This window comes from Micromonospora krabiensis, assembly GCF_900091425.1.
Taxonomy (GTDB): Bacteria; Actinomycetota; Actinomycetes; order Mycobacteriales; family Micromonosporaceae; genus Micromonospora; species Micromonospora krabiensis.
Window position 1 is genome coordinate 4,395,425 of the sequence record NZ_LT598496.1, and the last position, 26,147, is coordinate 4,421,571.

Here is a 26,147-nt window from a genome sequence, read left to right on the forward strand (position 1 = left end):
GCGGTACTACGCTGCGGCGGGTGACCGACGATCACCACCCCTCCGGGAACGGCGACCCACACGCGGACGACCACTCCGACGGCCCGGCCAGCGAGCCGGTCGGCGAGCGGGCCGCCCGCCGACCGCGGAGCATCGATCCGCTGGAGCTGGGCTTCACGCCCCGCAAGCCGGTGCCGTGGCTCGCGCCGCTCCTGCTGATCAGCACCGGCCTGCGTACGCTGCTGGCGATGCTCTTCGGGGCGTACCTCGACAAGCGGGAGCTGCAGAACTCCCTGGACGCCCGGATCGAGCGGCAGATCGGACCCGACGGTGGGCTCTGGCTGGACTACGTGGCCGACCTGGGGGACGGCTTCAACGCCACCTACTCGGTGGCGTACCTGCTGGCGCAGCCGGAGCTAGAGGTCGACGGGCATCGCCTGCCCCGCGCGCAGACCCTGGTGATGGGCGGGGACCAGGTCTATCCGTCGGCGGCCTACGAGGCGTACGAGGACCGGTGCAAAGGCCCCTACCAGGCTGCCCTGCCGGTGGCTCCGCCCGAGCGGCCGACCCTGTTCGCGGTTCCGGGCAACCACGACTGGTACGACGGCCTGACCGCCTTCCTGCGGCTCTTCGTCCGCTCCCGGGACCGCCACTTCGGTGGATGGGCCACCGGCCAGTCCCGCTCGTACTTCGCGGTGGAGCTGCCCGCGGACTGGTGGCTGCTCGGCCTGGACGACCAGTCCGGCTCGTACCTGGACGACCCGCAGCTCGCCTACTTCGACACCGTGGCGCAGCGGCTGGGACCGCACAGCCGGGTGATCCTGGCGGTTCCGGCGCCGACGTGGGTCAAGGCCGTCGACCACCCCACGGCGTACGACTCGATCGACTACTTCATCCGTACGATCATCTCGCCCACCGGCGCGCAGGTCCGGCTGCTGGTCTCCGGCGACCTGCACCACTACGCCCGGTACGCGGACAACGATCGGCAGCTCGTCACGTGCGGCGGCGGCGGCGCCTACCTGTACCCGACGCACAAGCTGCCGGAGCGGATCGAGGTGCCCCCGAAGGACACCCTCGCCCGGCGGTCCAGCCGCACCCGCCCGTACGACCTGAAGGCCCGCTACCCGGAGGCGGCGCGCTCCCGGCGGTACGGCTGGGGCATCTTCCCCCGGCTGCCGCTGCGCAACCCGGGCTTCACGACCCTGCTCGGCACCCTGCACACGCTGCTGATGCTGGCGATGGCCGGCGTGGCGGCGAACCGGGTGGGCACCACCGAGCAGCGACTGTTCAGCGTGCCACTGGTGCTGATGCTGGTGGTCACGCTGCTCGGCGCCGCCTTCTTCGCCAAGCCGCCCAGCGCCGGCGGCAAGCGCCACGCCCGGCACTGGATTCTCGGCGTCGCGCACGGTCTCGCTCACGTGGGGCTGGGCGCGGCCGGCACGTGGGCGTGGCTGCACCTGCCGTTCTACGACTGGCCGTGGCCGCTGCCGGTGGCCGCCGCCGCCGTGCTGTACGGGCCGGTCAGCGGGCTGGTGGCCAGCCAGTTGGTGGCGGCGTACCTGCTGGTGGCCGGCGCGTTCGGGGTGAACCTCAACGAACTCTTCGCCGGTCAGGGCATCGAGGACTCGAAGTCGTTCCTCCGGATGCGGATCGATCCCGACGGCACGTTGACCATCTATCCCGTGGCGGTCGACCGGGTGGCCCGCGACTGGCAACTCAACCCGGACCAGACCTCCACCGCCAGTTGGCTGACCCCGAGGTCGGCCCTGACCCCCCGTCTGGCCGAACCCCCCATAACCCTGACCTGACTGCGCGCGCCCTCACCGCCCTGCGGGGCACCCGTTGATCATGAAGTCATTGCCGCGACACGCCGATGTGGACGGCAACAACTTCATGATCGACGGGTCGACGGCGGGGGGGTTAGTAACTCGGCAGCCGGCGGCAGCACCCCAAAAGGGTGTAAGCCGGGCGGCTTACGTATCAGGGGTTGTAGTGCTGGTCGTGGGCTTGGCGGGGGGCGCAGACGGAGGCGCGGGAGCAGGAGCAGCGGGAGCCGTCCGCCCCAGCCGGACGGTGACCGAGTCGCGGGGGACGCTGTGGCCCACCACCCGGCCGTCACCCTCGGGCGTCGTCACCCGGCTGCCGCCCGCCGGGGCCGACTCCTGGAACCGCTGGTAGAGCGGGTGTGGTCATTTGCTCGGAAGCATCACATATCTTATATTTATCGTCATGACTCCGGTGACCCGGACCATCAAGAGCACCGCCCGCCGCCGCGCAATGAAGGCAGCCTCCCCCGGCACCACCGCACGGCGTGCCGTGCTCTACCTACGCATGAGCATGGACCTGACCGGCGAGGGTGCTGGACTGGATCGTCAGGAGCAGGCATGCAGGGCGCTGGCCCTGGCTCGCGGGTGGGAGGTGGTCGCGGTCATCGATGACACCATCTCGGCCACAACCACCCGCCTGGCCGCGCGTCCGGGTTGGCGGCGAGTCGCCCAGATGATCGAGGATGGCGAGGCCGACCTGATCGTTGCCTGGCACCTGGACCGGGTGACCCGTTCCATGAAGGATCTGGAGTCCCTCATCGATCTGGCGATCGACAAGGGCATCGGGTTGGCCACCGCGACCGGGGACATTGACCTGACGACCGACGTGGGTCGGATGGTCGCCCGCATCCTGGCAGCCGTTGCCTCGGCAGAGACCGAGCGCAAGGCTGAGCGGCAGATCCTCACCAACGACCAGCGGGTGCAGGAGGGTCGACCGCAGTGGATCAGGCGACCCTTCGGGTACAACCCCGACGGCACCCTGCGCGAGGACGAGGCGGCGGCCGTCAAGAAGGCGTACCACGACGTGCTCGATGGAAAGCCGCTGTCTGCCATCGCCCGAGAGTGGAACGAGGCAGGGTTCACCACGTCGGCCCCGAACCCGGAGACCGTCCGCACCCGGTCACCGCGGACGCGGAACTACAGCCCCACGGGGAGATGGAACAACGTGGCTGTTCGGTTTCTGTTGCGCAACCCCCGCAACATCGCCAAGTCGACCCTGTACGGGGAGGTGATGGGTGAGGGGAAGTGGTCCCCGATCGTGGATGAGCCGACCTGGCGGGCCGTAGATCGTCGTCTGGCCGACCGAGAGCGGCCCGACTCGAACTGGGGGAAGCTGGCCAACCTACTGTCCGGCATTGCAAGTTGCTCCGTCTGCGAGGCACCGATGGGTGCGACCCGGCGACCGACGGCGGAAGAGAGCATCTACGTCTGCAAGGGCAGGGGGGACCGGCCCGAGCTGGGCCGTGGGCACTGCTCCATCGGTATCGAGTTCGCCGATAGGTCGGTGGTGCGCCGGCTGGTGCAACGGCTGGAGATTACCGGCCGGGTTGCGTTCAAGCCGCAGCCGCCAGTCGTCGACGTCGCGCCCATGATGCAGCGAGAAGCCGAGATCAGCCAGTTGATGGCAGAGCTGGTCGAGGACCGCACCGCCGGACTGATCGATCGCGCCGCACTGGTCACAGGCACCGCAAAGCTACGGGTCGAACTGGCGGAGATCCAGGCCGAGCTGGCGAAGGCTGGCGGGCATGGTTCGGCCAAGGTGATCGACATCGAGGCTGCCTACGACGAGTTCGACGCGATGGACCTCGGTGAGCAGCGCGCGGTACTGCGGGATGCCTTCGATGCGATAGTGATGCGACCGAGAGGCAGGGGAAGGCCGAAGAGTGGCGAGCCGACCTGGAAGGCCGATCTGATCGAGGTCACGTTCTCACAGGCTTGGTCGTAGGCCTCGCGGGAGCTCGTGGAGCGCCTGGACGGCGTCGGAGAATCACAGAACTGAACAGGCTGCCGAGCCGTGGTAGGGGCTGATGGCGGTCGCTCAGCTGGTCCCCGAGTCGTAGGCACGGCGGGAACCGCAGACGTCGGACAGGGAACAGCGCTTGGTCTCCCCACCGGAGATCTGCCGGACGGTGACGGTTTCGCTCGGCGGATGCCGGGACACGACTTTCCCCAGGCCATCGGGAGTCTCGACTCGCTGACCTGGAGACGGATAATCGCTACTGTCAGCGTATAGGGGATGTTCGTACTTCAGGCAGCACATCAACCGGCCGCACGCCCCGGAGATGCGCAGCGGGTTGAGCGGCAGATCCTGGTCCTTGGCCATCCGGATGGTCACCGGCTCGAAGTCGGTGAGGAACGTCGCGCAGCACAGGTCGCGGCCGCACGACCCGATGCCGCCCTGAACCCGGGCCGAGTCACGCGCGGAGAGCTGACGCAGCTCGACCCGGCAGTGCAGGGTCGCGCCGAGGTCGCGGACCAGCGAGCGGAAGTCCACCCGGTGGGGGGCGGTGAAGTAGACGGTGGTGCGCTCGCCGCCCTCGCCGGAGCCGAGCACGTGGTCGACGGCCACCACCTTCATCGGCAGGCCGTGCGCCCGGATCAGCCGCTTCGCGGCCACCTTCGCCTCGGCCTTGCGCCGGCGCAGCGCCTCGTCGCGGCGCAGATCGTCCTCGCCGGCCAGCCCGACCAGCTTGGGGAAGCCGTCGGTGTCCTCGCCGACCCACTGGGCCGCCCAGACGCACTCGGCCACCTCGGGCCCGTCGTCCGTGGGCACGAGCACCTTGTCGCCGACCTGCGGGGTCAGCTCGCCCGGATCGAGGTAGTAGAGGCGCCCGTACCGGTTGAAGCTGACCGCGCAGAGCATGCCCATCTCCCCACCCTACGACGGACCGGCGGACGGCGGCGGGCGGGGCGTCGCCGGACGACTACACCGTGCAGCCATCCACGATGGTCGACTTGACCGACCCGCCGCCCCACCCGTCGTGCCGTTGGCCCTCGCCCGGACGGCTGAATCCGCGCCGGCACGGGCGACAAACGACCGGCGGAGGCGTTGAGTGGAGGCAGACCTGCGGGGGGTGCAGGGGGAAGGCCACGGCGTCGCCGCCGGTGCCCGGTCGACCGGGCGCCCGAGCGCGACGCCGTGGGCTGTTCGGGGTCAGCCGGCGAGCCGACGCGCAGCCCGGGGGCCGACCGGCCGGAACGGCACCGCGCCTACCAGCCGACCCGGGTCGGTGCGTCGTAGCGGACCCGCCCGGCCACCGGCGGTCGCCACGTCGACTCGACAAGGCTCGGCCCCCACTCGCGCAGCAGGGTCTCGGCCCCGTCGTAGGCGACGCAGAGCACCGCCAGCACCCGGACCGCGACCTCGGCCGCCTCGGCCACCCCCGGCCCGGCGGGACCCGACCGGGCGGCCGACCCGGTAACCATCGAGGTGGCGGCGACCACCGCCACCGCCTCGGCGGAGCGGAGCACGTCGGCGAGCGCACGGGCCAGGGCGAGACGGCTGCCCTCCACCCAGTCGGCGAGCGCGTCGGCGTAGCCGGCGGTCGACTCGAGTCGCCCGACCAGGCTGTCCGGGCCCTCGTCCAGGTGGTGCAGCAGCGCGGCGCGCGACTGCCCGTACGCCTCGGCCGCCGGCCCCGACCACAGCACCGCGTCGGTCAGCGTCGCCGACACGTCGTCGTAGCCCCGCACCAGGCGGCGCACCCCGTGGCCGGCGTCGGCCAGCGGGGCGGGTCGCAGGTCGAGGAAGGCCCGCACCGCCTCGCCGGGGAGCACCTGCATGCGGCGCAACAGCGGCCACACCGGGTGGGCGTCCGGCGCGCCGGCGGCGAGCAGCGTGTCGACCCGGCCCAGCAGGTCGAGGCCGGGCTCGGCGAGCCGGTCGAGGGTGTCCATCACGCCTCCCCGGTCAACCGCAGCCGGGCGGCGCGGTCGGTGTCGATGTACCCGTCGGCGGCCTCGCGGACGGCGGCTGCGGCGGCGCTGAGCCGGCCGGCGGCGGCACTGGCCTCGCGGGCCCGGTTGTCGGTGGCGGCCGTCCACTGCCGGTGCAGGGCACGGCCGATCTCACCGGGGCGGCCGGGCGCGTCGACGCCGAAGGCGGCCTGCCCGGGGTCGCCGGCCGTGACGGTGTGGGACAGCGTGGTGAGCACGGCGCTCGCCTGGTCGAGGCGGGCGGCGAGGGCGCGCAGGGTGTCCATGTCAGGCTCCCGCCAGCGGTCGGTAGGCGGTGAACGTCTCCTTGTGCAGCTTCTCCCGGGCCCACTCGGCGGCGTCGGCCGCGGCGCTGACCGCCGCCTGCACCGAACCGGCCACGTCACGGGGGTTGCGGGCGTGCAGCGGACCGAGGAAGCGGACGTCGGTGATCCGCCCGCTGGCGGTCACGACGACCTCGACCAGGCCGTCCGGCGACCGCACCGTGACCTCCACCGTCGACACCGCCTGGTCGAACTCGGCCTGGAGGGACTCGATGCGGCGGTAGCGCCGCACCGCCTCCTCGATCCAGGCCTCGTCGATCTCCCCCCGTGGCATCGGCAGACTCCTCCCGGACTGGCGTCACTGAGCGTGTCGTTGCCGTCACCACGGCAGCCTCCGGACCGTACCGCACGGGAATCGGGACTGTCGATGCCTGTGGACGGGCGGTCCGCCGGGCGGGACGGTCCGGAGACTGCCGTGGTGTGGCGCGCCGCCGTCGGCCGGGAGACCGGTCAGCCGCGCCAGAGGGCGAGCATCATCGCCTCGACGGCGATCCGGGGCTTCACGTTCGCCTCGATCGCGGCGCGGCACTCCAGCACCGCCTCCAGCCGGCGCAGCGCACCCTCGGCGTCCCACTTCTGGGCACCCGCCTCGGCCATCGCGGCGGTGTCGGTGTGCACCGGCGCGACCGGGGCACGCAGCGCCATGGTGAGCGCGTCCCGATAGAAGCCGGCGAGGTCGACCAGCGCCCGGTCCAGCGCGTCCCGCTGGGCGCGGGTGGCCCGCGACTTCTGCCGCTTCTCCAGGTCCTTGAGCTGCCCGGCGGCCCCGCGGATGGCACCGGCGGCGCCCCGGCCGGTGCCGCCCGCGCCGAGGGCCGTCTCCAGCGCGGCACGCTCGGTGGCGTCGGTCTCCGCGACCGACGCCTCGGCCTCCGCCTCGGCGGCCTGGATCAACGCGGACGCCGCGTCGAACGCCGCACCGACCCCGGTCAGCCGGCGGGGCACCGCGAGCACGGCCTCCCGCCGCGCGCGGGCCTCCGGGTCGCGGGCCAGCCGGCGGGCGCGTCCGACGTGCCCCTGGGCGGCGGCGGCCGCCCACCGTGCCAGGTCGGGCGCCACGCCGTCGCGGCGGATCAGCACCTCGGCCACCGCGGTGGCCGGCGGCTGCCGCAGCGGTACGACCCGACAGCGCGACCGGATCGTCACCGACACGTCGTCCGGGTGGGTGGACGGGGCGCAGAGCAGGAAGACCGTACGCGGTGGCGGCTCCTCGATCGCCTTGAGCAGCGCGTTGCCGGCTGCCTCGGTGAGCCGGTCCGCGTCCTCGATGACCACCACCTGCCAGCGCCCGCCGGACGGGGTGCTGGCGGCGCGGAGGACCAGCGCGCGCATCTCGCCGACGCCGATGGAGAGCCCCTCCGGCACCACCAGCCGGACGTCGGCGTGGGTGCCGGCCATCGTGGTGTGGCAGCCGGGGCACTCGCCGCAGCCCGTGCCGTACGCGCACTGGAGGGCCGCCGCGAACGCCCGCGCCGCCACCGACCGTCCCGAGCCGGGCGGCCCGGTGAAGATCCAGGCGTGGGTCATGCCGGCGCCCGGGCCGGGTGCGCCCCCGGCCTGGTCGGTGCCGTCCACGCCGGCCGGAACGAGCGCGGGCGTACGGTCGGCGGCGGCGTGCCGGAGCACGGCCGCGGCCGCCTCGGCGGCCCGGCGCAGCGTGGCGACCGCGTCGTCCTGCCCGACCAGGTCGGCGAAGACGTCCGGCATCAGGTGCGCTGCTCCATCGTCACCAGCTCCGCGTCGGATAACTCCGGTTGCACCGAGGTGTCCGGTCCCTGCGCCGGCCGCGGGTGCACGATGCCGCCCGGGCTGCCGAGCATCTCGTCCACCCGGCGGGCGACCTGCCCGGCGATCTCCTCGGCCGGACGGGAGGCGTCGAGCACCAGGTAGCGCTTCGGGTCGTTGGCGGCCAGGTCGAGGAAGGCGTAGCGGACGCGCTCGTGGAAGGCGACCGACTCGGCCTCCAGCCGGTCCGGGCCCTCGGTGCGCGCCGCCACCCGGGACAGGCCGGTGTGCGGCTCGACGTCGAGCAGCACCACCAGGTCCGGCTTGAGCCCACCGGTGGCCCAGGAGGAGAGCCAGGAGACCTCGTCGACCGGGAGCGTACGGCCGGCGCCCTGGTAGGCCAGGGAGGAGTCGACGTAGCGGTCGCTGATCACCACGGCGCCCCGGACGAGCGCGGGGCGGACCACGGTGGCCACGTGGTGGGCGCGGTCGGCCGCGTAGAGCAACGCCTCGGCGCGTGGCGACGGGGCCTCGGTGCCGGCGGTCTCCAGCACCAGCGACCGGATCCGCTGGCCGATCCCGGTGGCGCCCGGCTCGCGGGTCACCACCACGTCCCGGCCCTGGCCGCCCAGCCGCTCGGCGAGCGCGGCGAGCTGGGTGGACTTGCCCGCGCCCTCGCCGCCCTCGAAGACCACGAAGAGCCCGTTGGAGACGAACGGCTCGGCGGGCATCAGCGGGCGACCCCGGATCGAGCCCCACAGGTCGGCGAGGACCGGCACGCCCTTCTTGTCGTCCATCTGGCCGAACGCGCTGATCCCGGCGAAGATGCCGGCCGCGCCCGCGGCGAGCAGCAGCAGCCGGGTGGACGAGATGGAGACGCCGAGGTCGGCGATCTCCAGCTTGCGGGAACCGCCGACGCCGGCGAGGAGGCTGCTCAGCGCGATGGCGAGGATCAGCACCAGCCGCGTGCCGATCTGCACCACGGCGAAGACCCGGCCGCGGACCTCGTCCGCGATCTCGCCGCCGAGCAGCGTGGTGCCGGCCAGGAAGGCCATGCCGGCGCCCGCGCCGACCAGGACCGCGCCGACGATCGCCATGGACAGGTGGATGGCGAAGGCCAGCGTCATCACGGCCGCGCTGGCCAGGACGATGCTCATGCCGAACCAGCGCCGGCGGGACATCTCCTTGACGATCATCGGGCCGAGCCCGATGCCGGCCGCCAGGCCGATGAAGATCGAGCCGAAGAGCAGGAAGAAGGCGGCGTCACCGGCGCCGAGCGAGTTGGCGAAGAACCGGGCGGTGCCGATCACGATGCCGCCGCCGGCGAACGCGCCGAAGATGCCCAGCACCAGGCCACGGACCAGCGGGGTCTGCGAGATGAACCGCCAGCCCTCGGCGAACTGCCGGGTCATGCTCTGCTCGGTGCGCTCCTGCCCGCTCGCCCGGGTATGGCTTATCTCCTTGATGCCGAACGCCACCACGATGGCGGTGGCCAGCCGGGAGAACGCGTTGAACCAGAGCGCCAGCTGCGCCGGCTCCGCCCAGCCGGGAACCTCCCCGCCGGTGGTCGCGCGGACGCTGCGGTCGAGCACCGCGATGGCGACCGCGGCGAGGACCGGGGTCAGGCCGTACGTGGTGATGAGGGTGAGCTGGTTGGCGGTCTCCAGCCGGGCCCGCGGGATCAGGTTGGGGACCGCGGCCTCCTTGGCCGGGATCCACAGCAGGGTGATCGACTCGATGAGGAACGTCGCGATCGCGGCCCAGGTGACCACCAGGGCGCCGCTGGCGCCGCTGAGGGCGTAGAGCGGGATCGAGGCGAAGAGCACGAAGCGCAGCAGGTCGCAGATGACCATCGTCCAGCGCCGGTCGAACCGGTCGGCGAGGACGCCGGCGATCGGGCCGAGCACCAGCGCCGGCAGCAGCCGGACCGCGATCAGGCCGCCGAAGGCGGCACCCTTCGCCGTGCTGCCCTGCACCTGGGCGGCGGCGAAGACGGAGGTCGCGAGCAGACCCAGCCAGTCGCCGAAGGACGCGGCCCCGAGCACGATCCAGAGCCGGCGGAACGGACGGATGCGCAGCACGGACCGGATCGCGCCGAAGCCCGACCGGTCGGTCTGCGTGCCGGCAGCCTGGCCACCGCCAGCACCGGAGGAGCCGGCGCCACCGATCTGCCCCGCGGCACTGCCGAGCGGGGCCGCGGTGCTGCCGACCTGACCGGCGGACTCGGTGGACTGAGCGGACTCGGCGCGCGGGGCGGCGGCATCCCCGGCCTGGGTGGGCTCGGCGGGCTGGGCGGCCTCGGGCGACACGCCGGGCTGGCCGCCTGTTGGCGACACGCCGGACGACTCGCCGTACTTCTCGCTTTCGATGGCCGTACCTCCACGTGCCGGCCCATCGCTGGGCATCCCCGGTGCAACACTCTAGACCCGGTGGGGAGCCACCCACCCGTGACATTCTCCTGCTCGTCGAGCCTAGGCCGCCGGGACCATTCACCGCACCCAGGCAGACGCGAGGGTATTTCGCATTGACCGCCGGACAGTTAGCGTGCACACGTGGCCACCGAAAGCGACAAACTTCGCGAGCGCCTGGATAGGGCGACAGCCCACCTCGACCCGCCGTACGCGGTCGTCGACCTGACCGCCTTCGACGCCAACGCAGCCGCGCTGGCCGAGCGCGCCGCCGGGAAACCGCTCCGGCTCGCCAGCAAGTCCGTCCGCAGCCGTGAACTGATCAGCCGAGCTCTCGGGCGACCCGGCTGGCACGGCGTGATGGCCTTCACCCTGCCCGAGGCGATCTGGCTGGTCCGGGCCGGGGTCAGCGACGACGTGCTGGTGGCGTACCCCACCGCCGACCGGGGGGCCCTCGCCGAACTGGCCGCCGATCCGGCCCTCGCCGCGGCGGTCACCCTGATGATCGACGGCACCGACCAACTCGACCTGGCCGACGCCGTACGCGCCCCCGACCAGCGTCCCGAGCTGCGGGTCTGCCTCGACCTGGACGCGTCGTGGCGCCCACTCGGCGGTCGGGTGCACGTCGGGGTGCGCCGCTCACCCGTGCACAGTGCGCGGGCGGCCGGCGCGCTGGCCGCCGCCGTCGCCGGCCGGCCGGGCTACCGACTGGTGGGCCTGATGGCGTACGAGGCACAGATCGCCGGCCTCGGCGACGCGCCACCCGGGCGTACGGGCCGGGCCCTCGGGCAGGCGATCCGGCTCGCCCAGCGCGGTTCGTACCGTGAGCTGGTGGCCCGCCGGGGCGCGGCGGTGGCCGCCGTGCGGGAGCACGCCGACCTGGAGTTCGTCAACGGCGGCGGCACCGGCAGCGTGGCCGCGACCAGCGCCGATCCCGCGGTCACCGAGGTCACCGCGGGGTCGGGCCTGTACGGTCCCACGCTGTTCGACGCGTACCGCGCGTGGCAGCCCACCCCGGCCGCGTACTTCGCCTGCTCGGTGGTCCGCCGGCCGACGCCCGACCTGGCGACCGTGCTCGGCGGCGGCTGGATCGCCTCCGGCCCCGCCGCGGCGAGCCGGCTGCCCCGGCCGGTCCTACCGGCCGGGCTCACCCTGCTCGGCGCCGAGGGCGCAGGTGAGGTGCAGACACCGCTGGCCGGCGCGGCGGCGGCGACGCTGCGCGTCGGTGACCGGGTGTGGTTCCGGCACGCGAAGGCCGGCGAGCTCTGCGAACACGTGAACGACCTGCACCTCGTCGATGGCGAGACGGTCGTGGCGACCGTGCCCACCTACCGGGGCGAGGGGCACGCCTTCCTCTGACCCGGCCCCGGGCCGCACCCCCGGGGCCGTCCGCTTCCGCACCGCTGCCCGCCGCACCGCGGGCCTTCACCTCGCCCGGCGCACCCCGGGCGCTTCTCTTCGCCCGCCGCACCGCGGGCCTTCACCTCGCCCGGCGCACCCCGGGTCTGCCGCTGTCGCGCCGCCTCCAGTTCGCCGCCCCACTCGGCGTGGCGGCAGCCCTGACGACGGGTCAACCGACCTGCGTCGCGTCGGCCGGGGCGTCCACCTGGCGGTGGAGGTAGTCCCGGATCAACGCCTTGGCCTCGACCAGCACCCGGTCGTCGCCGTCCTGCTTGCGGCGGAACGCCAGCTTGATCAGCGCGTCCGCCACCTCGACCGCGATTTCCAGATGGAAACGCAGCTCGGGCACGTCCGTCAGCCCGAACCGTTCGGTGAGCACGCGGGCCAACTGGTCCGCGATCACCCCGTTGTTGTCCCGCTGCTCGTCGAGCAGGTGCAGGTCGACCACGTCGCCGAAGTGGAGGGTACGGAATCCGGGGACCGTGCGGTGCATCGTGATGTACTCGTCGATGCCCGCGTCGACGCCGTCCCACCAGTGGGTCAGGTCGTCCGAGGCGAACCGCTCGTCGAGCCGCTGGAGGTAGGACTCCATCGTGCGCAGGGTCAGCGCCTGCACGATCGCCCGCTTGTCCGGAAAGAACTGGTAGACCGACCCGATGGCCACCTCGGCACGCTCGGCGAGCAAGGTCGTGGTCAGCCCCTCGTACCCCACCTCGTCGACGAGTTCGGCACAGGCGTCCAGCATTCGCTGGACCCGCGCGACACTTCGACCCTGCACCGGTACGCGGCGCAGCGGCCCGGTCGTGGCGGCTGGTGTGGACACTTCGGTGCCACCCCCCTTCGACAGATGAACATATCTCCACGTCACGAGTTCGTGACTATCGGTACAACGAGCGGGACTCAGTTGCGGTATTTACCAGCGACAACGTTCCTGATATGAAGTCAGTTCATATTCATATCGAGGGAGAGCCATGGTCGGCACCGCACCTCCCACCGTCCAGTGGTCGAACTGGGCCGGCAACCAGCGTGGCACCGCCACCACCATCCTCCGCCCCACGTCCACCGCCGAGGTCGCCGAGGCGGTGCGTGCGGCCGGCGCCGACGGCTCCCGGATCCGGGTCGCCGGCAGTGGGCACTCCTTCACCGCGATCGCTCTTGCGGACGACCGGCGGATGGAGCTGACCGCGCTGGACATCGGCGTACGGGTGGACACCGAGCGTCGACTGGTCACCGTACCGGCCGGGATGACCCTGCGCGCGCTCAACGACCTGCTCGTGGGTCACGGTCTCGCCCTGCCCAACCTCGGCGACATCGACGCGCAGACAATCGCCGGCGCGATCTCCACCGGCACCCACGGCACCGGCGCGGCGTACGGCTGCCTGGCCACCTTCGTCGAGGCGCTCACCCTGGTCACCGGCACCGGCGACGTGCTGCACTGCTCCGCCGACGAGCACCCCGACGTGTTCGCCGCCGCGCGGGTCTCCCTCGGGGCGCTCGGCGTGCTGGTCGACGTGACGCTGCGCTGCGTGGACGCGTTCGTCCTACACGCGCACGAGCGCCCCGCCCCGCTGGACGCGGTGCTCGCCGAACTCCCCGAACTGATCGAGGCGCACGACCACCTGGAGTTCTACTGGTTCCCGTACACGGCTCGGGTGCAGGTCAAGGCCAACGACCGGGTGCCGACCCACGACCGGCCGCTGTCCCGCCTGCGCGGCTGGCTCGACGACGAGTTCCTGTCCAACACCGTCTTCGCGGGCGCCTGCCGTCTCGGCCGGGCCGTGCCCGCCCTCGCCCCGCACATCAGCGCGGTCTCCGCGCGCGCCCTCACCGAACGCCGCTACACCGGCCGCTCCGACCAGGTCTTCTGCACCCCGCGCCGGGTCCGCTTCGTGGAGATGGAGTACGGGCTGCCGCGCGAAGCCCTCGGCGAGGCGCTGGGCGCGCTGCGGCGCATCGTCGACGAACTGCCGTTCAAGGTGCTCTTCCCCGTGGAGGTACGGTTCACCGCCGCCGACGACATCTGGCTGTCGCACGGCTACGGCCGCGACTCCGCGTACATCGCCGTCCACCAGTACGTCGGCATGCCGTACGAGCCGTATTTCCGGGCGTTCGAGCAGGTGGCCGCCGGTCTGGGTGGCCGGCCGCACTGGGGCAAGCTGCACTGGCGCGACGCGGTGACCCTCGCCCCCGCCTACCCCCGCTGGGCGGACTTCCTCGCCGTCCGCGACCGCCTCGACCCCCAACGGGTCTTCACGAACCCCCACCAGACCCACGTCCTCGGCGCCTGAGCACCCCAACCCACAATCTTGGAAGAAAGAGGCCCCTCAAGGGGCCACGGACTTCCAAGATCGGTCAGGCAGTGCCGGGCCAACCGGCGGCGCGGAGCGCGGCCCGGAGTTGGGCGAGCACCTCGTCGGGACGGCTTCGCACCGCCCACGCGGGAAATCGGAGCACCCGGTCACCGTCGACCCAGAGGTCGTTCTCCCGACGCATGTCCGCCCACGCCGCACGCGGATCGAAGTGCTGGGCGCCGTCGATCTCGACGTGCACCCGCCACTGTTCGAAGTAGGCGTCCAGGTAACGGCGTCGCCCGGTGGCGTCGTAGCGCACCTTCTGCCGGCTAGGCTCGGGCAGGCCGGCTCGACGGACCAGACGGAGGAAGTCGAGCTCGCTGAGCGAGTGGGAACCCCCGGCCGCGTCGGTCGCTGTCTGGAGGATCAGATTCCGGCGGCGGGCGCGTGGCATGTGCTCGAGGGCTCGGTGCACCTCGTCGCCCCCGACCAGGCGCTGCTGGAAACCGGCCGCCACGATCGCGCACGCCTCGTCGTCGGTGGCCGCCCACTGCGCCGCGTCGACGATCGACCGGGCGGGCATCGTCCGGGGGGGTTGCCCGATCGTGAGCACGTCCTCCGGCGGTAGGCGTGCCGTCCGGTGGGCCACCACCCCCTGCGGCAGCGGCGCCCGCCGACAGGTCTCCGGGAGCAGGAGGTGAATGACGCGGGTGGAGAAGCCCCGCAGCCCTCCGGCCTGCGCCGCGGTCAGCCCGCCGAGCAGCGCGAGCGGCCCGGCGGCCAGCACCGCCGCCCAGCGCAGTTGCCCGTAACCTACGGGCCCACTGTGGGTGACGAACACCCCGCGATGGATTCGGCGCCACCGGCCGCTCGCCACCCGGTGCCGCACCGACTTGCGGGACAGGTGCCGGAGAGCCTGCTCGAAGCTGATCACCTCTTCCTGACGGAAGAGCAGCCAGGTCAGTTCGTCGGCATCATCGCCCGGCAGCGACCGGCGCAGAGCCGCCAGAGACGCCCCACCATTACTCACACCCCGACCTTGCCAACAAGGACCACCGCACCGCCGCCCCTGTGGACAACCCGTAGATCTTGGAAGCCTGACGCCCCTCCAGGGGCCTCAATCCACCAAGATCCGTGGAAGCCGAGTCTTACTCCGACGTCGTCGTGGCCTTGCGAGGGGCGGCCTTCTTGGCCGGGGTGGCCTTGGCCGTCGTGGTCTTCTTCGCCACGGTGGACTTGGCGGCCGCCGCGGTCTTCTTGGTCGCCGTCGTCTTCTTGGCGGCCGTCGTCTTCTTGGCCGGGGCCTTCTTCGCCGCCGCCTTCTTGCGGGGCGCCGGGCCCTTCGCCCGCTTCTCGGCGAGCATCTCGGACGCCTCTTCGAGGGTCAGCGCCTCCGGGGTCTGCCCCCGCCGCAGCGACGCGTTGGTCTCGCCGTCCGTCACGTACGGCCCGAACCGGCCGTCCTTGATCACCAGTGGCTTCTCGGTCGCCGGGTCGTTGCCCATCTCGCGCAGCGGCGGGGCGGCGGCCCGGCGCTGGCGCGTCTTCGGGGCGGCCAGCAGGGCCAGCGCCTCATCGAGCGAGACCGTGAACATCTTCTCCTCGGAGTCCAGCGACCGGAACTCCTCGCCCCGCTTCACGTAAGGGCCGTAGCGGCCGTTGTTGGCGAACACCTCGACCCCGTCGGGGGCGACGCCGACCAGCCGGGGCAGGCTGAGCAGCTTCAGCGCGTCGTCGAAGGTGAGCGAGTCCGGCGACTGCGAACGCAGCAGCGAGGACTTGCGCTCCCCGCTGGCCACGTACGGACCGAAGCGGCCGGACTTGAGCAGGATCGGCTCGCCGGTGGCCGGGTCGTCGCCGAGCTTCCGCTCGCCCCCGCCACCGAGAAACAGCTCGTGGACCTTCTCCGGGGTCAGCTCGTCCGGCGCCAGGCCCTCGGGGATCGGCGCCCGGTCGCCCTGGGTGCCGCCCTCCTCGCCCTCGGCCGGGGTCGCGGCCTGCTCGCCGGGCACCGCCCGCTGCAGGTACGGGCCGTAACGGCCGACCCGGACGACGACCTCGCGGCCCTCGTCGTCCGTGAAGAGCGGGATCGAGTTGACGCTCCGCGCGTCGATCTCGCTGAGGTTCTCGGTGACCAGCTTCTTGAGGCCGCCGGCGTGGGCGATCGCCTGGTCGCCGGTGCCGTTGCTGCTGCCGAAGTAGAAGGAGGTGAGGAAGTCGACCGCGGCGTGGTCACCACCGGCGATCTCGTCCAGCTCGTTCTCCATGCTGGCGGTGAAGTCGTAGTCGATGAGGCGCGGGTAGTGCCGCTCCATCAGCCCGATCACCGCGAACGCCAGGAACGACGGGATCATGGCCTGGCCGCGCTTGAAGACGTAGCCGCGGTCCTGGATGGTCTGCATGATCGACGCGTACGTGGACGGGCGGCCGATGCCCAGCTCCTCCAGCGCCTTGACCAGCGACGCCTCCGTGTAGCGGGACGGCGGCTGGGTGTGGTGCCCCTGCGCGGCCAGCTCCTCGGCGGTCAGCGGCTGGTCCTTGACCAGGGTCGGCAGGCGACGCTCGGCGTCCTCGGCCTCGGCGTTCTCGTCGTCGCTCGACTCGACGTACGCCCGCAGGAAGCCCGGGTCGGTGATGGTCTTGCCGGTCGCGCCGAAGTCGACCTCCTCGCTGGTGGAGGAGATCGCCCGGATGCGGACGGAGACGCTGGAGCCCACCGCGTCGGTCATCTGCGAGGCGATGGTGCGCCGCCAGATCAGCTCGTAGAGCTTGAACTCCTCGCCGGAGAGCTCCTTGGCGACGTCGCCCGGGGTGCGGAAGTTGTCGCCCGCGGGGCGGATCGCCTCGTGCGCCTCCTGCGCGTTCTTGACCTTGCCGGTGTAGCGGCGGGGCTCCGGCGGCACGCTCCGCTCGCCGTACAGCTCGACGATCTGCCGGCGGGCCGCCGCGATGGCGGTCTCCGACAGGTTCACCGAGTCGGTACGCATATAGGTGATGTAGCCGTTCTCGTAGAGGCGCTGCGCGGTGCGCATCGTCTGCTGCGACGAGAACCGCAGCTTGCGGGCCGCCTCCTGCTGGAGGGTGGAGGTGATGAACGGCGCGTACGGGCGGCGGCGGTAGGGCTTCTCCTCGACCCGGGTGACCGTGAACGGCCGGTCCGCCAGGCGGGCCGCGAGCCCCCGGGCACCACCCTCGTCGAGGTGCACCACACCCGCGCCAGGGCGAACCCTGCCCGTGGTCGGCTCGAAGTCCTTGCCGGTGGCGATCCGGTCGCCGTTGAGGGCGACCAGGGTGGCGTTGAAGGTACGCGGCCCCTCGCCGGCGTCGGCCACGGCCAGGGTGGCCAGGATGTCCCAGTATTCGGCGGTGCGGAACGCCATCCGCTGCCGCTCCCGCTCGACCACGATCCGGGTCGCCACGGACTGCACCCGGCCCGCCGAGAGCTTCGGCATGACCTTCTTCCACAGCACCGGGGAGACCTCGTAGCCGTAGAGCCGGTCGAGGATGCGCCGGGCCTCCTGGGCGTCCACCAGGTCGCGGTCGATCTCACGCGGGTTGGCCACGGCAGCCTGGATCGCCGGCTTGGTGATCTCGTGGAAGACCATCCGCTTGACCGGCACCTTGGGCTTGAGCGTCTCCACCAGGTGCCAGGCGATGGCCTCGCCCTCGCGGTCCTCATCCGTCGCCAGGAAGATCTCGTCGACCTCCTTGGCCAGCTTCACCAGCTTGCTGATCTGCTGCTTACGGTCGGCGGAGACCACGTAGAGGGCGTGGAAGCCGTTGTCGACGTCCACCCCCAGCCGGGCCCACGGCTCACCCTTGTACTTGGCCGGCACGTCGGCGGCGTTGCGCGGCAGGTCGCGGACATGCCCGAAGCTGGCCTCCACGACGTACCCCGGGCCGAGGTAGCCCGAGATCGTCTTGGCCTTCGCCGGTGACTCGACGATGACCAGACGGGTGGTTCCAGCGTTGCTCGGCACGTCTCTCCCCGACCTCACTCCTGCTCGTGGCCGCTCGCGCCCGATTCGGGCCGTGTGCGACCCGCCGGACCCGGTGGCCCCGGATGTCCAACGTAACGCGCCGTCCACGTTTCGGGTTTCGCGGGCGGCAAACCGCACCGGCAGGGGTGGACCTGCCGGTCGGCGCCACCGTACACCGTGGGTAGGCCCCGTAGCGGGACACTGTGATGATGGCGGACCGTCGGCCGAGGCCCCACCCGCCGTTTTCCGCCCGGATCGTCCCCCCGGCTGTCCGCGACCGGACACGCGACGACGCCCGATCCGGCCAGCGCCCACCCGCCGGTCAGGGCAGCCGGGTCGGCCAGGCGTTCTCCGGGGCGGCGGCCGGCCGGTCGCCGACCAACTCGGCGAGGCGACGCAGGCGCCGGCGTCCCGTGATCAGGTACCCGGGCCCGCCCGCCTCCGCCGTGACCAGGTCACCGGCGAGACCGACCGCGACGAGCGCCCGGCCCACCGGGTCCCGGCACTCCTCGTCCGCCGGGCCGAGCCGGAGCAGGAAACCGGACGGTTCGGGCGTCCCGGCCGCGGCCAGCCAGAGCCGTAGCCGCCGGCCGTTGAGGTGGAAGTTCGTCGGCGGCCGCTTCGCCTCGCCGCGCAGCCAGGCGGCCGCGAGCGGTTTCAGCGTCCGGGCGTACGCCGTGCGGACGGCGTGTCGCTCGTCCTCGGTCGGTTCCCAGCTCGCCGCCACCCCACGCTGGGCCAGTTCGGCCACCAGGACGTGCACCCGCCAGGCGGCGTCGACCACGACCGACACGCGGGCGGTCCCGCCCATCCGGACCACCTCCGCGGGCCCGGCGAGCAGCCCGGCGAGGTCGGCCAGGGTCGGCTCCGCGGTCTCGGCGCCGAAGAAGACCAGTTGCTTCCCGGCCTCCTCGGCGGCCACCCGGCGAGCCCGCCCGGCCGGGTCGCCGGGGACGGCCGGGGCGGTCGAGTCAGTGGCAATCGGGTCGGGCCGCGTCTGGTCGTCGGGTCCGGCGGGGGCACGGCGGGCCGGGGCCGGCGTCGCCGGGTCGGGCACTGGGAAGAGCGCCGGGAGCAGTTCCGCCCCCGACGTGTCGCCGCTTCCCCTCAGCGGCACTCCGGCACCTCGTCGAAGGCCCGTTTCAGCTCCTCGGAGTTGAGCCGGCTGGTGTCCAGCGCGCTGGCGTCGTACTCCTTGTTGAGGGTGTCCACGGCGGCCCGGACGCCGTCGTAGAACGAGCTGGCCTCCCCGGTGCCGAGGCCGTCGATGGTGCCGCGCGCCCGGCCGTACGCGTCCCTGATCTTCGCGAGGGAGGTCCGGAAGCCGGCGGAGATCTCGTCGCCGTGCTCGGTCTCCGGCACGCCGGCCTCCTCGACCTTGCGGCGGGCCGTCTCGCTGGCCTGCTCGGCCCCGGCGAAGAGGCGGACCAGGTTCTCCTTGGCCTGCGCCGGGGTGGTCTGCGCGGTCATCTGCTGGTCGGTGCTGCTGGTCAACCTGCTGATCTCCGAACGCCACGGGGCGAGCGCGGTGCAGACCGAGGCCGCCCAGGCCTGCGGGCTGGGGCCGCCGCCGCAACCGGAGGCGAGCAGGGCGAGCGTGGCCAGGACCACCGTGAGCTTTCCGGCGGCAGTCGCCCGGCACGTACGCATGCGTTGCAGCGTACGGCGTTCGTCCAGCGCTGGCACCGCTCAGGTTTGCCGGCCGGGACGGACGGGCCCCCGGTCGGCGACAGGCGCCGGCCGGGGGCCCGGTGTGCGGTACGGGTCAGGCCGGAACGGTCTCCGACCGCTGGTCGGCGCTGCCCGAGCCGGTGCCGTCGCCGGCGTCCGAGTCGGACATGGCCACACCCTTGCGCTTGCTGAACACCACCGCCGCCACGATGATCAGCGCGGCCACCACAGCCACGGTGACCCGCAGACCGGTGTTCTTGTCGTCGCCCACGCTCCAGGCCACCACGGCCGGCGCGATCAGCAGCGAGACCAGGTTCATCACCTTGATCAGCGGGTTGATCGCCGGGCCGGCGGTGTCCTTGAACGGGTCGCCGACGGTGTCGCCGATGACGGTCGCGGCGTGCGACTCGGAGCCCTTGCCGCCGTACGCGCCGTCCTCGACCAGCTTCTTGGCGTTGTCCCAGGCGCCGCCCGAGTTGGCAAGGAAGACCGCCATCAGGGTGCCGGCTCCGATGGCGCCGGCCAGGTACGCGGCCAGCGCACCCGGGCCGAGGCCGAAGCCCACCGCGATCGGCGCCAGGATGGCCAGCAGACCGGGGGTCATCAGCTCGCGCTGCGCGTCCCGGGTGCAGATGTCGACCACCTTGCCGTACTCCGGCCGCTGGGTGCGGTCCATGATGCCGGGCAGCTCACGGAACTGCCGGCGGACCTCCATCACGACCGCCCCGGCCGAGCGGCTGACCGCGTTGATGGCCAGACCGGAGAAGAGGAAGACCACCGCCGCGCCGATGATGAGGCCGACGAGGTTGCGCGGGTTGGACAGGTTCAGCGCGTTGAGGATCTCGTTGTCGACGTTGCCGATGTTCGCGTCCGCGTACGCGGTCCGCAGCGTGTCGGTGTAGGAGCCGAAGAGCGCGGTCGCGGCGAGCACCGCCGTGGCGATCGCGATGCCCTTGGTGATCGCCTTGGTGGTGTTGCCGACCGCGTCCAGCTCGGTCAGCGTCCGGGCGCCGTGCTCGTCGATGTCGCCGGACATCTCCGCCACGCCCTGCGCGTTGTCGGAGATCGGGCCGAAGGTGTCCATCGCGACGATCACACCGACCGTGGTGAGGAGACCGGTGCCGGCCAGCGCGACCGCGAACAGCGACAGCGTGATGGAGCTGCCGCCGAGCAGGAACGCGCCGAACACGCCGGCGCCGATGAGCAGCGCCGAGTAGACCGCCGACTCCAGGCCGACGCTGATGCCGGCGAGGATGACGGTGGCGGGGCCGGTCTGGGAGCTCTTGCCGATGTCCTGCACCGGGCGCCGGTTGGTCTCGGTGAAGTAGCCGGTCAGCGCCTGGATCGCGGCGGCCAGCACGATGCCGATGACCACCGCGCCGATCGCGACGACCCGCGGGTTCTCGTTGATGCCGGTGAGGCCACCCTCCAGCTCGGCGAAGGTCGCCGGCAGGTACGCGTACGCGGCGATCGCCACCAGCACCGCGGAGATCACCGCGGAGAGGTAGAAGGCCCGGTTGATCGCGACCAGCCCGTTGCGGTCGGACGCGCGCAGCCGCGTGATGAAGACACCGACGATGGCGACGAGCACACCGATCGTGGAGATGATCAGCGGGAAGACGAGGCCGTCCTCGCCGAACGCGGCCCGACCGAGGATCAGTGCGGCGACCAGCGTCACCGCGTACGACTCGAACAGGTCGGCGGCCATGCCGGCGCAGTCACCGACGTTGTCGCCCACGTTGTCGGCGATGGTGGCGGCGTTGCGCGGGTCGTCCTCGGGGATGCCCTGCTCGACCTTGCCCACCAGGTCGGCGCCGACGTCGGCGGCCTTGGTGAAGATGCCGCCGCCGACCCGCATGAACATCGCGAGCAGCGCGGCACCGAACCCGAAGCCCTCCAGCACGGTCGGCGCGTCACCCCGGAAGATCATGACGACCAGCGCGGCACCGAAGAGGCCGAGGCCGACGGTCAGGAAGCCGACGACGCCGCCGGTCCGGAAGGCGATCTTCATGGCGGACTCGCGGCCGCCCTGTCGCTCCCGGGCCGCCGCCGCCACGCGCAGGTTGGCCCGGGTGGCGAGCCACATGCCGGCGCCGCCGATGAACGCGCTGAACAGCGCGCCGACCACGAAGAAGGCCGACCGGCCGATCTTCACGGCGATCTCGCTGCCGTCGGTGTCGTGCACCGGCAGCAGGAAGAGCAGGATCACCGCGATGACGACGAAGATCGCCAGGGTGCGGAACTGTCGGAGCAGGTAGGCCGAGGCGCCCTCCTGCACGGCCCCGGAGATCTCCTGCATGTTGGTGGTGCCCTTGCCGGCCGCCAGGACCGCCCGAGTGAGGGCGGCGGCGAAGACGAGCGCCACCAGCGCGATCACCGCGGCGATGACGACGTACGTGACATTGGCTCCGGTAAGGGAAAGCCCGCCGCCGTCGGCGGCCAAGGTCTCGGACATCTGTGTCCTCCTGTACCGAACACGCGCCCGGCCGGTGGAGACGCACCGGCCGGCGCCTGGATGCGGACTCGCAAGCGCCCGCCGAGCCCACCCCTGCGGACCAGCGATGGACTCCCGTTCCCGCTGGGTGCGGGATGGATCACTTGCTGACAACCCGGGTACTGTAGCCCTCCGCAGTGTCCGAGGTCACACCGAGGGTGCACCCCCGGCCGATGATCTTCATCGCTGTGTTATGAGCGGAAATCTGATATAGGACCGGATCCATACGACGAAGGCCGCGTTCCCTGCTGGGAACGCGGCCTGCGGCACGCGGCGCGGGTCAGCGGCACCCGCCGACGGACGCGCGGCCGGTCTGCGGTACGGGTCAGCGGCCGACCGGCCAGACCATCCGTACCTCGGTGCCGATGCCCTCGTCGACCGGGCGTACCTGGAGGTCCTCGACGAAACCGGCGAGCAGGGCGAAGCCCACGCCGGTGGTGAGCGCCTCGTCGGTGAGCGACTCGTCGGCCAGCTCGTCCGGGGGCAGGGCGGCGAGACCGATGCTCGCCTCGATCGGCGCCCGGTCGATCACGCGCACCGCGTACTGCCCCGAGTCGGACATCTCGACGAGCACCGGGTCGTGCAGACCGTACTGGCGGTGCAGGGCGACCGCGCGGGTGCACGCCTCACCGATCGCCAGGCGTACCTCGTCGAGCAGGTCCTCGCGGACGCCGGCCCGGCGGGCGACCGCGACGCCGACCAGGCGGGCGGTGCGGACGTGCACCGGCGCCGGCGAGAACGAGAGCCGAACCGTCGCCATCACGCGCCGGCGCCGGTCGCCGCGACCGCCGCGTCGACCGTGGGATGCAGGGGAAAGACCTGGTCCAGCGCGGTGATCCGGAAGATCTTGAGCAGCGGCTCCTTGTCGCAGACCAGGGCGAACGTGCCCTCGGCCGACCGCAGCCGCTTGAGGGCGCCCACCAGCACACCGAGCCCGGTGGAGTCGAGGAAGTCGACCCGGCCGAGGTCGACCACCACGTGCCGGGCGCCGCCGTCGATGAGTTCGAGGAGCCGCTCGCGCAGGCGGGGGGCGGTGTAGACGTCCACCTCACCGCCGACCTCGAGCACCGTGTGCTCCCCCACGGTGCGGGTCGCCAGCGACAGCTCCATCGGTCCCTCCTCGCAAGAGCCGTAAACTCTCCTGGGCATCTAACCACTACCGCCGGAAGACGCAGTGGTCCACCGGCGGGCGGCTCCCTCTTACCCCGGAGCCCGGCTTTTCATCTCCGAACACCAGTGCGAGAGTGCAGGACGTGACTTCCGACGGTTTCAGCTCGGCGCGCCTGGCGCCGCGCCGCACCTCGGAGACGGCCCCGATCCACCACCAGCGCTCGCCGGCCGACCTGCTGGTCCGGCTGCGGAACCGCGGCGACGCCGACCCGGTGACCCACGTCGAGCGCGTGCCGGCCCGGGTGGGCGTGCCGGCGCCGTGGCCGCAGTGGGCCCCGGAGGACCTGCGGGCGGCGTTCGCGCGGCGCGGCGTGGTCGCGCCGTGGCGGCACCAGGCCGAGGCGGCCAGCCTGGCGTACGACGGCCAGCACGTCGTGGTCGCCACCGGCACCGCGTCCGGCAAGTCGCTGGCGTACCAGCTGCCGGCACTGGCGACCCTCCTCACCGACCCCCGGGCCACGGTGCTCTACCTCGCGCCGACCAAGGCGCTCGCCGCCGACCAGCTTCGCGCGGTCGCCGAACTGGACCTGGAGGGCATCCGCCCCGCCTGCTACGACGGCGACACCCCGCGCGCCGAGCGGGAGTGGATCCGCCGGCACTCCCGGTTCGTGTTGACCAACCCGGACATGCTCCACCACGGCATCCTGCCCGGGCACGCGCAGTGGACGGGCTTCCTGCGCCGGCTGTCGTACGTGGTGATCGACGAGTGCCACACCTACCGGGGCGTGTTCGGGTCGCACGTCGCGCACGTGCTGCGCCGGCTGCGCCGCCAGTGCGCCCGCTACGGCAGCTCGCCGGTGTTCGTCCTGGCCTCGGCGACGTCGGGCGACCCGGCGACCACCGCCGGCCGGCTCACCGGCCTGCCCGTGGCGGCGGTGACCGAGGACACGTCGCCCCGGGGCGGGGTGACCTTCGCGCTGTGGGAGCCGCCGCTGCTGCCCTCGGCCGACCCGTCGTCCGACGCCGTGGACCTCGCGCCGGTCCGGCGGTCCGCGCTGCGCGAGACGGCGGACCTGCTCGCCGACACGGTCGCCGAGGGCGTACGCACGCTCGCCTTCGTCCGCTCCCGCAAGGGCGCCGAGGTGGTGGCGGCCAACGCCCGCCGGGCGCTCGACGAGGCGGTGCCCGGGCTGGGCGAGCGGGTGGCCGCCTACCGCGCCGGCTACCTGCGCGAGGAGCGCCGGGAGCTGGAACGGGCGCTGCTGCACGGCGACCTGCTCGGGCTGGCGTCCACCAACGCGCTGGAGCTGGGTGTCGACCTGGTCGGCCTGGACGCGGTGCTGATCTGTGGCTACCCGGGGACCCGGGCGTCGCTGTGGCAGCAGGCCGGCCGGGCCGGACGCTCCGGTCAGGAAGCCCTCGCCGTGCTGGTGGCCCGGGACGACCCGCTCGACACCTATCTGGTGCACCACCCGGAGGCGGTCTTCGGGCGGCCCGTCGAGGCGACGGTGCTCGACCCGGCCAACCCGTACGTGCTGGCCCCCCAGCTGGCCTGCGCCGCCGTCGAGGCGCCGCTCACCCCCGCCGACCTGGCGCTCTTCGGTGACGGAGCGAAGGAGGCGGTGCAGGAGTTGGTCGAGGCCGGCGCGCTGCGGCAGCGGCCCACCGGCTGGTACTGGCGGCACCGGGAGCGACCCGAGGTGGACCTGCGCGGCGAGGGCGGCGCACCGGTCGTCGTGGTCGAGTCGGCCACCGGGCGGCTGCTCGGCACGGTCGACGGCGGCTCGTCGCACTTCCTGCTCCACCCCGGCGCGGTCTACCTGCATCAGGGCGTCTCGTACGTGGTGGACGACCTGGACCTCGCCGACGGCTGCGCGCTGGTGCACGCCGAGGAGCCGGACTGGTCCACCCACGCCCGGGACGTCACCAACGTGTCGGTGGTGTCGGTGCGTTCGTACGTCGACGCCGGGCCGGTCGGCATGTTCCTCGGCGAGGTGGACGTGACCAGTCAGGTCGTGTCGTACCAGCGTCGACGCATCGCCACCGGCGAGGTCATCGACACCCGGCCGCTGGACCTGCCGGTGCGGGAGCTGCGGACCGTCGCCGTCTGGTTCACCCTCTCCCCGGAGTCGCTCACCGCCGCCGGCGTGGAGACGGCCGACGTGCCCGGGGGCCTGCACGCCGCCGAACACGCGGCGATCGGGCTGCTGCCACTCATCGCGACCTGCGATCGCTGGGACATCGGCGGGCTCTCCACCGCCCTGCACCCGGACACCGAGGCGCCGACCGTCTTCGTCTACGACGGCCACCCGGGCGGGGCAGGGTTCGCCGAGCGGGCGTACGGCACGGCGGGCGCCTGGCTGAAGGCCACCCGGGACGCGATCGCCGAGTGTGGCTGCGAGAGCGGCTGCCCGTCCTGCGTGCAGTCGCCGAAGTGCGGCAACGGCAACAACCCCCTCTCCAAGCCGGACGCGATCCGGGTACTGGACGTGGTGCTGGCGAACCTGCCGGCCTGATCCCCCCTCCCGCTGGCGGCCGCCGGCTGGCGCTCGCGGCTGCGCGGCTGGCGCCGCCGGCTGCGCGGCTGGCGCTGGCGGCTGGCGCTGGCGGCTGGCGCTGGCGGCTGGCGCTGGCGGCTGGCGCTGGCGGCTGCGCGGCTCGCCGCCTCGACGGCCGGCCCGGATGGACAGGCATGGGAGGCGGCCGGAGCGGGAACGATGTGGGAGCGCTTCCATCGATGGATGCGTCTGTCCTCGCCGCCGCCACCCCGAGGAGGAAGTCGTGACCGACACCATCGCCGAGACCGTCGACCTGCTCTACAACCTCGACCAGGAGAAGCTCACCATCGACCAGCAGATCGCCTTCGCGTCCGCGCTGGCCGCCCTCGCGCAGGCGGAACGGCTGGACCGGATCGACGAGCGACTGCGGGCCATCCACCAGGTGCTGCACACCTGGGTCCTGCGCGCCACGGTCGACGGCGGCCGGTGAGCCGGTCCCGGCTGT

Annotated in this window: 20 protein-coding genes and 1 pseudogene; 6 read left to right on the forward strand and 15 right to left on the reverse strand. The window is 72.7% G+C overall.

The annotated features are described in order from the left end of the window. Positions 1-20: 20 nt before the first annotated feature. Positions 21-1,787 carry a metallophosphoesterase family protein gene (locus tag GA0070620_RS20045; RefSeq protein ID WP_231921870.1) on the forward strand — a complete coding sequence of 589 codons (1,767 nt, stop codon included), beginning with the start codon at positions 21-23 and terminating at the stop codon, positions 1,785-1,787. Between the two features lie 172 nt (positions 1,788-1,959). Here the strand turns inward: GA0070620_RS20045 and GA0070620_RS33700 are convergent. Next, positions 1,960-2,165 (reverse strand): annotated as a pseudogene (locus GA0070620_RS33700) (regulatory iron-sulfur-containing complex subunit RicT); the annotation flags it as partial. A gap of 43 nt (positions 2,166-2,208) precedes the next feature. Here GA0070620_RS33700 and GA0070620_RS20055 point away from each other — a divergent pair. Further along, a complete protein-coding gene (locus tag GA0070620_RS20055) occupies positions 2,209-3,750 on the forward strand; it encodes a recombinase family protein (RefSeq protein ID WP_157741680.1) in 1,542 nt (513 codons plus the stop codon). A gap of 93 nt (positions 3,751-3,843) precedes the next feature. Here the strand turns inward: GA0070620_RS20055 and GA0070620_RS20060 are convergent, their stop codons facing one another. From GA0070620_RS20060 to tmk, 6 genes are all read right to left on the reverse strand, one after another. Then, positions 3,844-4,674 (reverse strand): PSP1 domain-containing protein, encoded by an 831-nt coding sequence (locus GA0070620_RS20060; protein ID WP_091593140.1) that lies wholly within the window; start codon positions 4,672-4,674, stop codon positions 3,844-3,846. Between the two features lie 341 nt (positions 4,675-5,015). Further along, positions 5,016-5,702, reverse strand: coding sequence for a hypothetical protein (locus GA0070620_RS20065; RefSeq protein WP_091593142.1), 687 nt, complete (start codon positions 5,700-5,702; stop codon positions 5,016-5,018). Continuing rightward, a complete protein-coding gene (locus GA0070620_RS20070; RefSeq protein ID WP_091593144.1) occupies positions 5,702-6,007 on the reverse strand; it encodes a hypothetical protein in 306 nt (101 codons plus the stop codon). The genes GA0070620_RS20065 and GA0070620_RS20070 overlap by 1 nt, the downstream gene beginning before the upstream one ends. Position 6,008: 1 nt before the next feature. Continuing rightward, a complete protein-coding gene (locus tag GA0070620_RS20075) occupies positions 6,009-6,338 on the reverse strand; it encodes a YbaB/EbfC family nucleoid-associated protein (protein ID WP_091593146.1) in 330 nt (109 codons plus the stop codon). Between the two features lie 176 nt (positions 6,339-6,514). Continuing rightward, positions 6,515-7,771 carry a DNA polymerase III subunit delta' gene (locus GA0070620_RS20080; RefSeq protein ID WP_091593148.1) on the reverse strand — a complete coding sequence of 419 codons (1,257 nt, stop codon included), beginning with the start codon at positions 7,769-7,771 and terminating at the stop codon, positions 6,515-6,517. Then, a complete protein-coding gene (gene tmk, locus GA0070620_RS20085) occupies positions 7,771-10,194 on the reverse strand; it encodes a dTMP kinase (RefSeq protein WP_377520741.1) in 2,424 nt (807 codons plus the stop codon). The genes GA0070620_RS20080 and tmk overlap by 1 nt, the downstream gene beginning before the upstream one ends. A 147-nt stretch (positions 10,195-10,341) precedes the next feature. Here tmk and GA0070620_RS20090 point away from each other — a divergent pair, with 147 nt between their 5' ends. Further along, entirely contained in the window at positions 10,342-11,556 is a 1,215-nt protein-coding gene (locus GA0070620_RS20090; RefSeq protein WP_091593150.1) for an alanine racemase, read from the forward strand. Between the two features lie 211 nt (positions 11,557-11,767). Here the strand turns inward: GA0070620_RS20090 and GA0070620_RS20095 are convergent, their stop codons facing one another. Beyond that, the gene (locus tag GA0070620_RS20095; RefSeq protein ID WP_091593152.1) at positions 11,768-12,343 is read right to left on the reverse strand and encodes a TetR family transcriptional regulator; all 576 of its coding nucleotides are present in this window, start codon (positions 12,341-12,343) and stop codon (positions 11,768-11,770) included. A 226-nt stretch (positions 12,344-12,569) separates the two neighbouring features. Between GA0070620_RS20095 and GA0070620_RS20100 the strand changes: the two genes are divergently transcribed. Continuing rightward, positions 12,570-13,886: a D-arabinono-1,4-lactone oxidase gene (locus GA0070620_RS20100; RefSeq protein ID WP_091593154.1), complete on the forward strand. Its 1,317-nt coding sequence runs from the start codon at positions 12,570-12,572 to the stop codon at positions 13,884-13,886. A 64-nt stretch (positions 13,887-13,950) separates the two neighbouring features. Here GA0070620_RS20100 and GA0070620_RS20105 read toward each other — a convergent pair whose 3' ends face one another. From GA0070620_RS20105 to GA0070620_RS20135, 7 genes are all read right to left on the reverse strand, one after another. After that, positions 13,951-14,919: a DUF559 domain-containing protein gene (locus GA0070620_RS20105; protein WP_231921872.1), complete on the reverse strand. Its 969-nt coding sequence runs from the start codon at positions 14,917-14,919 to the stop codon at positions 13,951-13,953. 118 nt (positions 14,920-15,037) lie between these two features. After that, positions 15,038-17,869: a type I DNA topoisomerase gene (gene topA, locus GA0070620_RS20110; protein ID WP_091593155.1), complete on the reverse strand. Its 2,832-nt coding sequence runs from the start codon at positions 17,867-17,869 to the stop codon at positions 15,038-15,040. A 322-nt stretch (positions 17,870-18,191) separates the two neighbouring features. Continuing rightward, the gene (locus tag GA0070620_RS20115) at positions 18,192-18,986 is read right to left on the reverse strand and encodes a hypothetical protein (RefSeq protein ID WP_377520739.1); all 795 of its coding nucleotides are present in this window, start codon (positions 18,984-18,986) and stop codon (positions 18,192-18,194) included. Then, positions 18,977-19,519 carry a hypothetical protein gene (locus GA0070620_RS20120; RefSeq protein WP_091593157.1) on the reverse strand — a complete coding sequence of 181 codons (543 nt, stop codon included), beginning with the start codon at positions 19,517-19,519 and terminating at the stop codon, positions 18,977-18,979. The genes GA0070620_RS20115 and GA0070620_RS20120 overlap by 10 nt, the downstream gene beginning before the upstream one ends. 115 nt (positions 19,520-19,634) lie before the next feature. Continuing rightward, a complete protein-coding gene (locus GA0070620_RS20125; protein ID WP_091593159.1) occupies positions 19,635-21,995 on the reverse strand; it encodes a sodium-translocating pyrophosphatase in 2,361 nt (786 codons plus the stop codon). A 364-nt stretch (positions 21,996-22,359) separates the two neighbouring features. After that, entirely contained in the window at positions 22,360-22,797 is a 438-nt protein-coding gene (locus GA0070620_RS20130; protein ID WP_091593161.1) for an ATP-binding protein, read from the reverse strand. Further along, entirely contained in the window at positions 22,794-23,144 is a 351-nt protein-coding gene (locus GA0070620_RS20135; protein ID WP_091593163.1) for an STAS domain-containing protein, read from the reverse strand. The genes GA0070620_RS20130 and GA0070620_RS20135 overlap by 4 nt, the downstream gene beginning before the upstream one ends. A 173-nt stretch (positions 23,145-23,317) precedes the next feature. Between GA0070620_RS20135 and GA0070620_RS20140 the strand changes: the two genes are divergently transcribed. Both GA0070620_RS20140 and GA0070620_RS20145 read left to right on the forward strand, forming a co-directional pair. After that, a complete protein-coding gene (locus GA0070620_RS20140) occupies positions 23,318-25,660 on the forward strand; it encodes a DEAD/DEAH box helicase (protein ID WP_377520930.1) in 2,343 nt (780 codons plus the stop codon). A gap of 265 nt (positions 25,661-25,925) precedes the next feature. Beyond that, positions 25,926-26,132 carry a hypothetical protein gene (locus tag GA0070620_RS20145; RefSeq protein WP_091593164.1) on the forward strand — a complete coding sequence of 69 codons (207 nt, stop codon included), beginning with the start codon at positions 25,926-25,928 and terminating at the stop codon, positions 26,130-26,132. The last annotated feature ends 15 nt before the right edge of the window (positions 26,133-26,147 follow it).

Excerpts from the sequence above, each read along its gene's own strand:
- GA0070620_RS20055 (WP_157741680.1), top strand. The coding sequence starts at position 2,209 with ATGACTCCGGTGACCCGGACCATCAAGAGCACCGCCCGCCGCCGCGCA.
- GA0070620_RS20060 (WP_091593140.1), bottom strand. The coding sequence starts at position 4,674 with ATGGGCATGCTCTGCGCGGTCAGCTTCAACCGGTACGGGCGCCTCTAC.
- GA0070620_RS20065 (WP_091593142.1), bottom strand. The coding sequence starts at position 5,702 with ATGGACACCCTCGACCGGCTCGCCGAGCCCGGCCTCGACCTGCTGGGC.
- GA0070620_RS20070 (WP_091593144.1), bottom strand. The coding sequence starts at position 6,007 with ATGGACACCCTGCGCGCCCTCGCCGCCCGCCTCGACCAGGCGAGCGCC.
- GA0070620_RS20075 (WP_091593146.1), bottom strand. The coding sequence starts at position 6,338 with ATGCCACGGGGGGAGATCGACGAGGCCTGGATCGAGGAGGCGGTGCGG.
- GA0070620_RS20080 (WP_091593148.1), bottom strand. The coding sequence starts at position 7,771 with ATGCCGGACGTCTTCGCCGACCTGGTCGGGCAGGACGACGCGGTCGCC.
- tmk (WP_377520741.1), bottom strand. The coding sequence starts at position 10,194 with ATGCCCAGCGATGGGCCGGCACGTGGAGGTACGGCCATCGAAAGCGAG.
- GA0070620_RS20095 (WP_091593152.1), bottom strand. The coding sequence starts at position 12,343 with ATGCTGGACGCCTGTGCCGAACTCGTCGACGAGGTGGGGTACGAGGGG.
- GA0070620_RS20100 (WP_091593154.1), top strand. The coding sequence starts at position 12,570 with ATGGTCGGCACCGCACCTCCCACCGTCCAGTGGTCGAACTGGGCCGGC.
- GA0070620_RS20120 (WP_091593157.1), bottom strand. The coding sequence starts at position 19,519 with ATGCGTACGTGCCGGGCGACTGCCGCCGGAAAGCTCACGGTGGTCCTG.
- GA0070620_RS20125 (WP_091593159.1), bottom strand. The coding sequence starts at position 21,995 with ATGTCCGAGACCTTGGCCGCCGACGGCGGCGGGCTTTCCCTTACCGGA.
- GA0070620_RS20135 (WP_091593163.1), bottom strand. The coding sequence starts at position 23,144 with ATGGAGCTGTCGCTGGCGACCCGCACCGTGGGGGAGCACACGGTGCTC.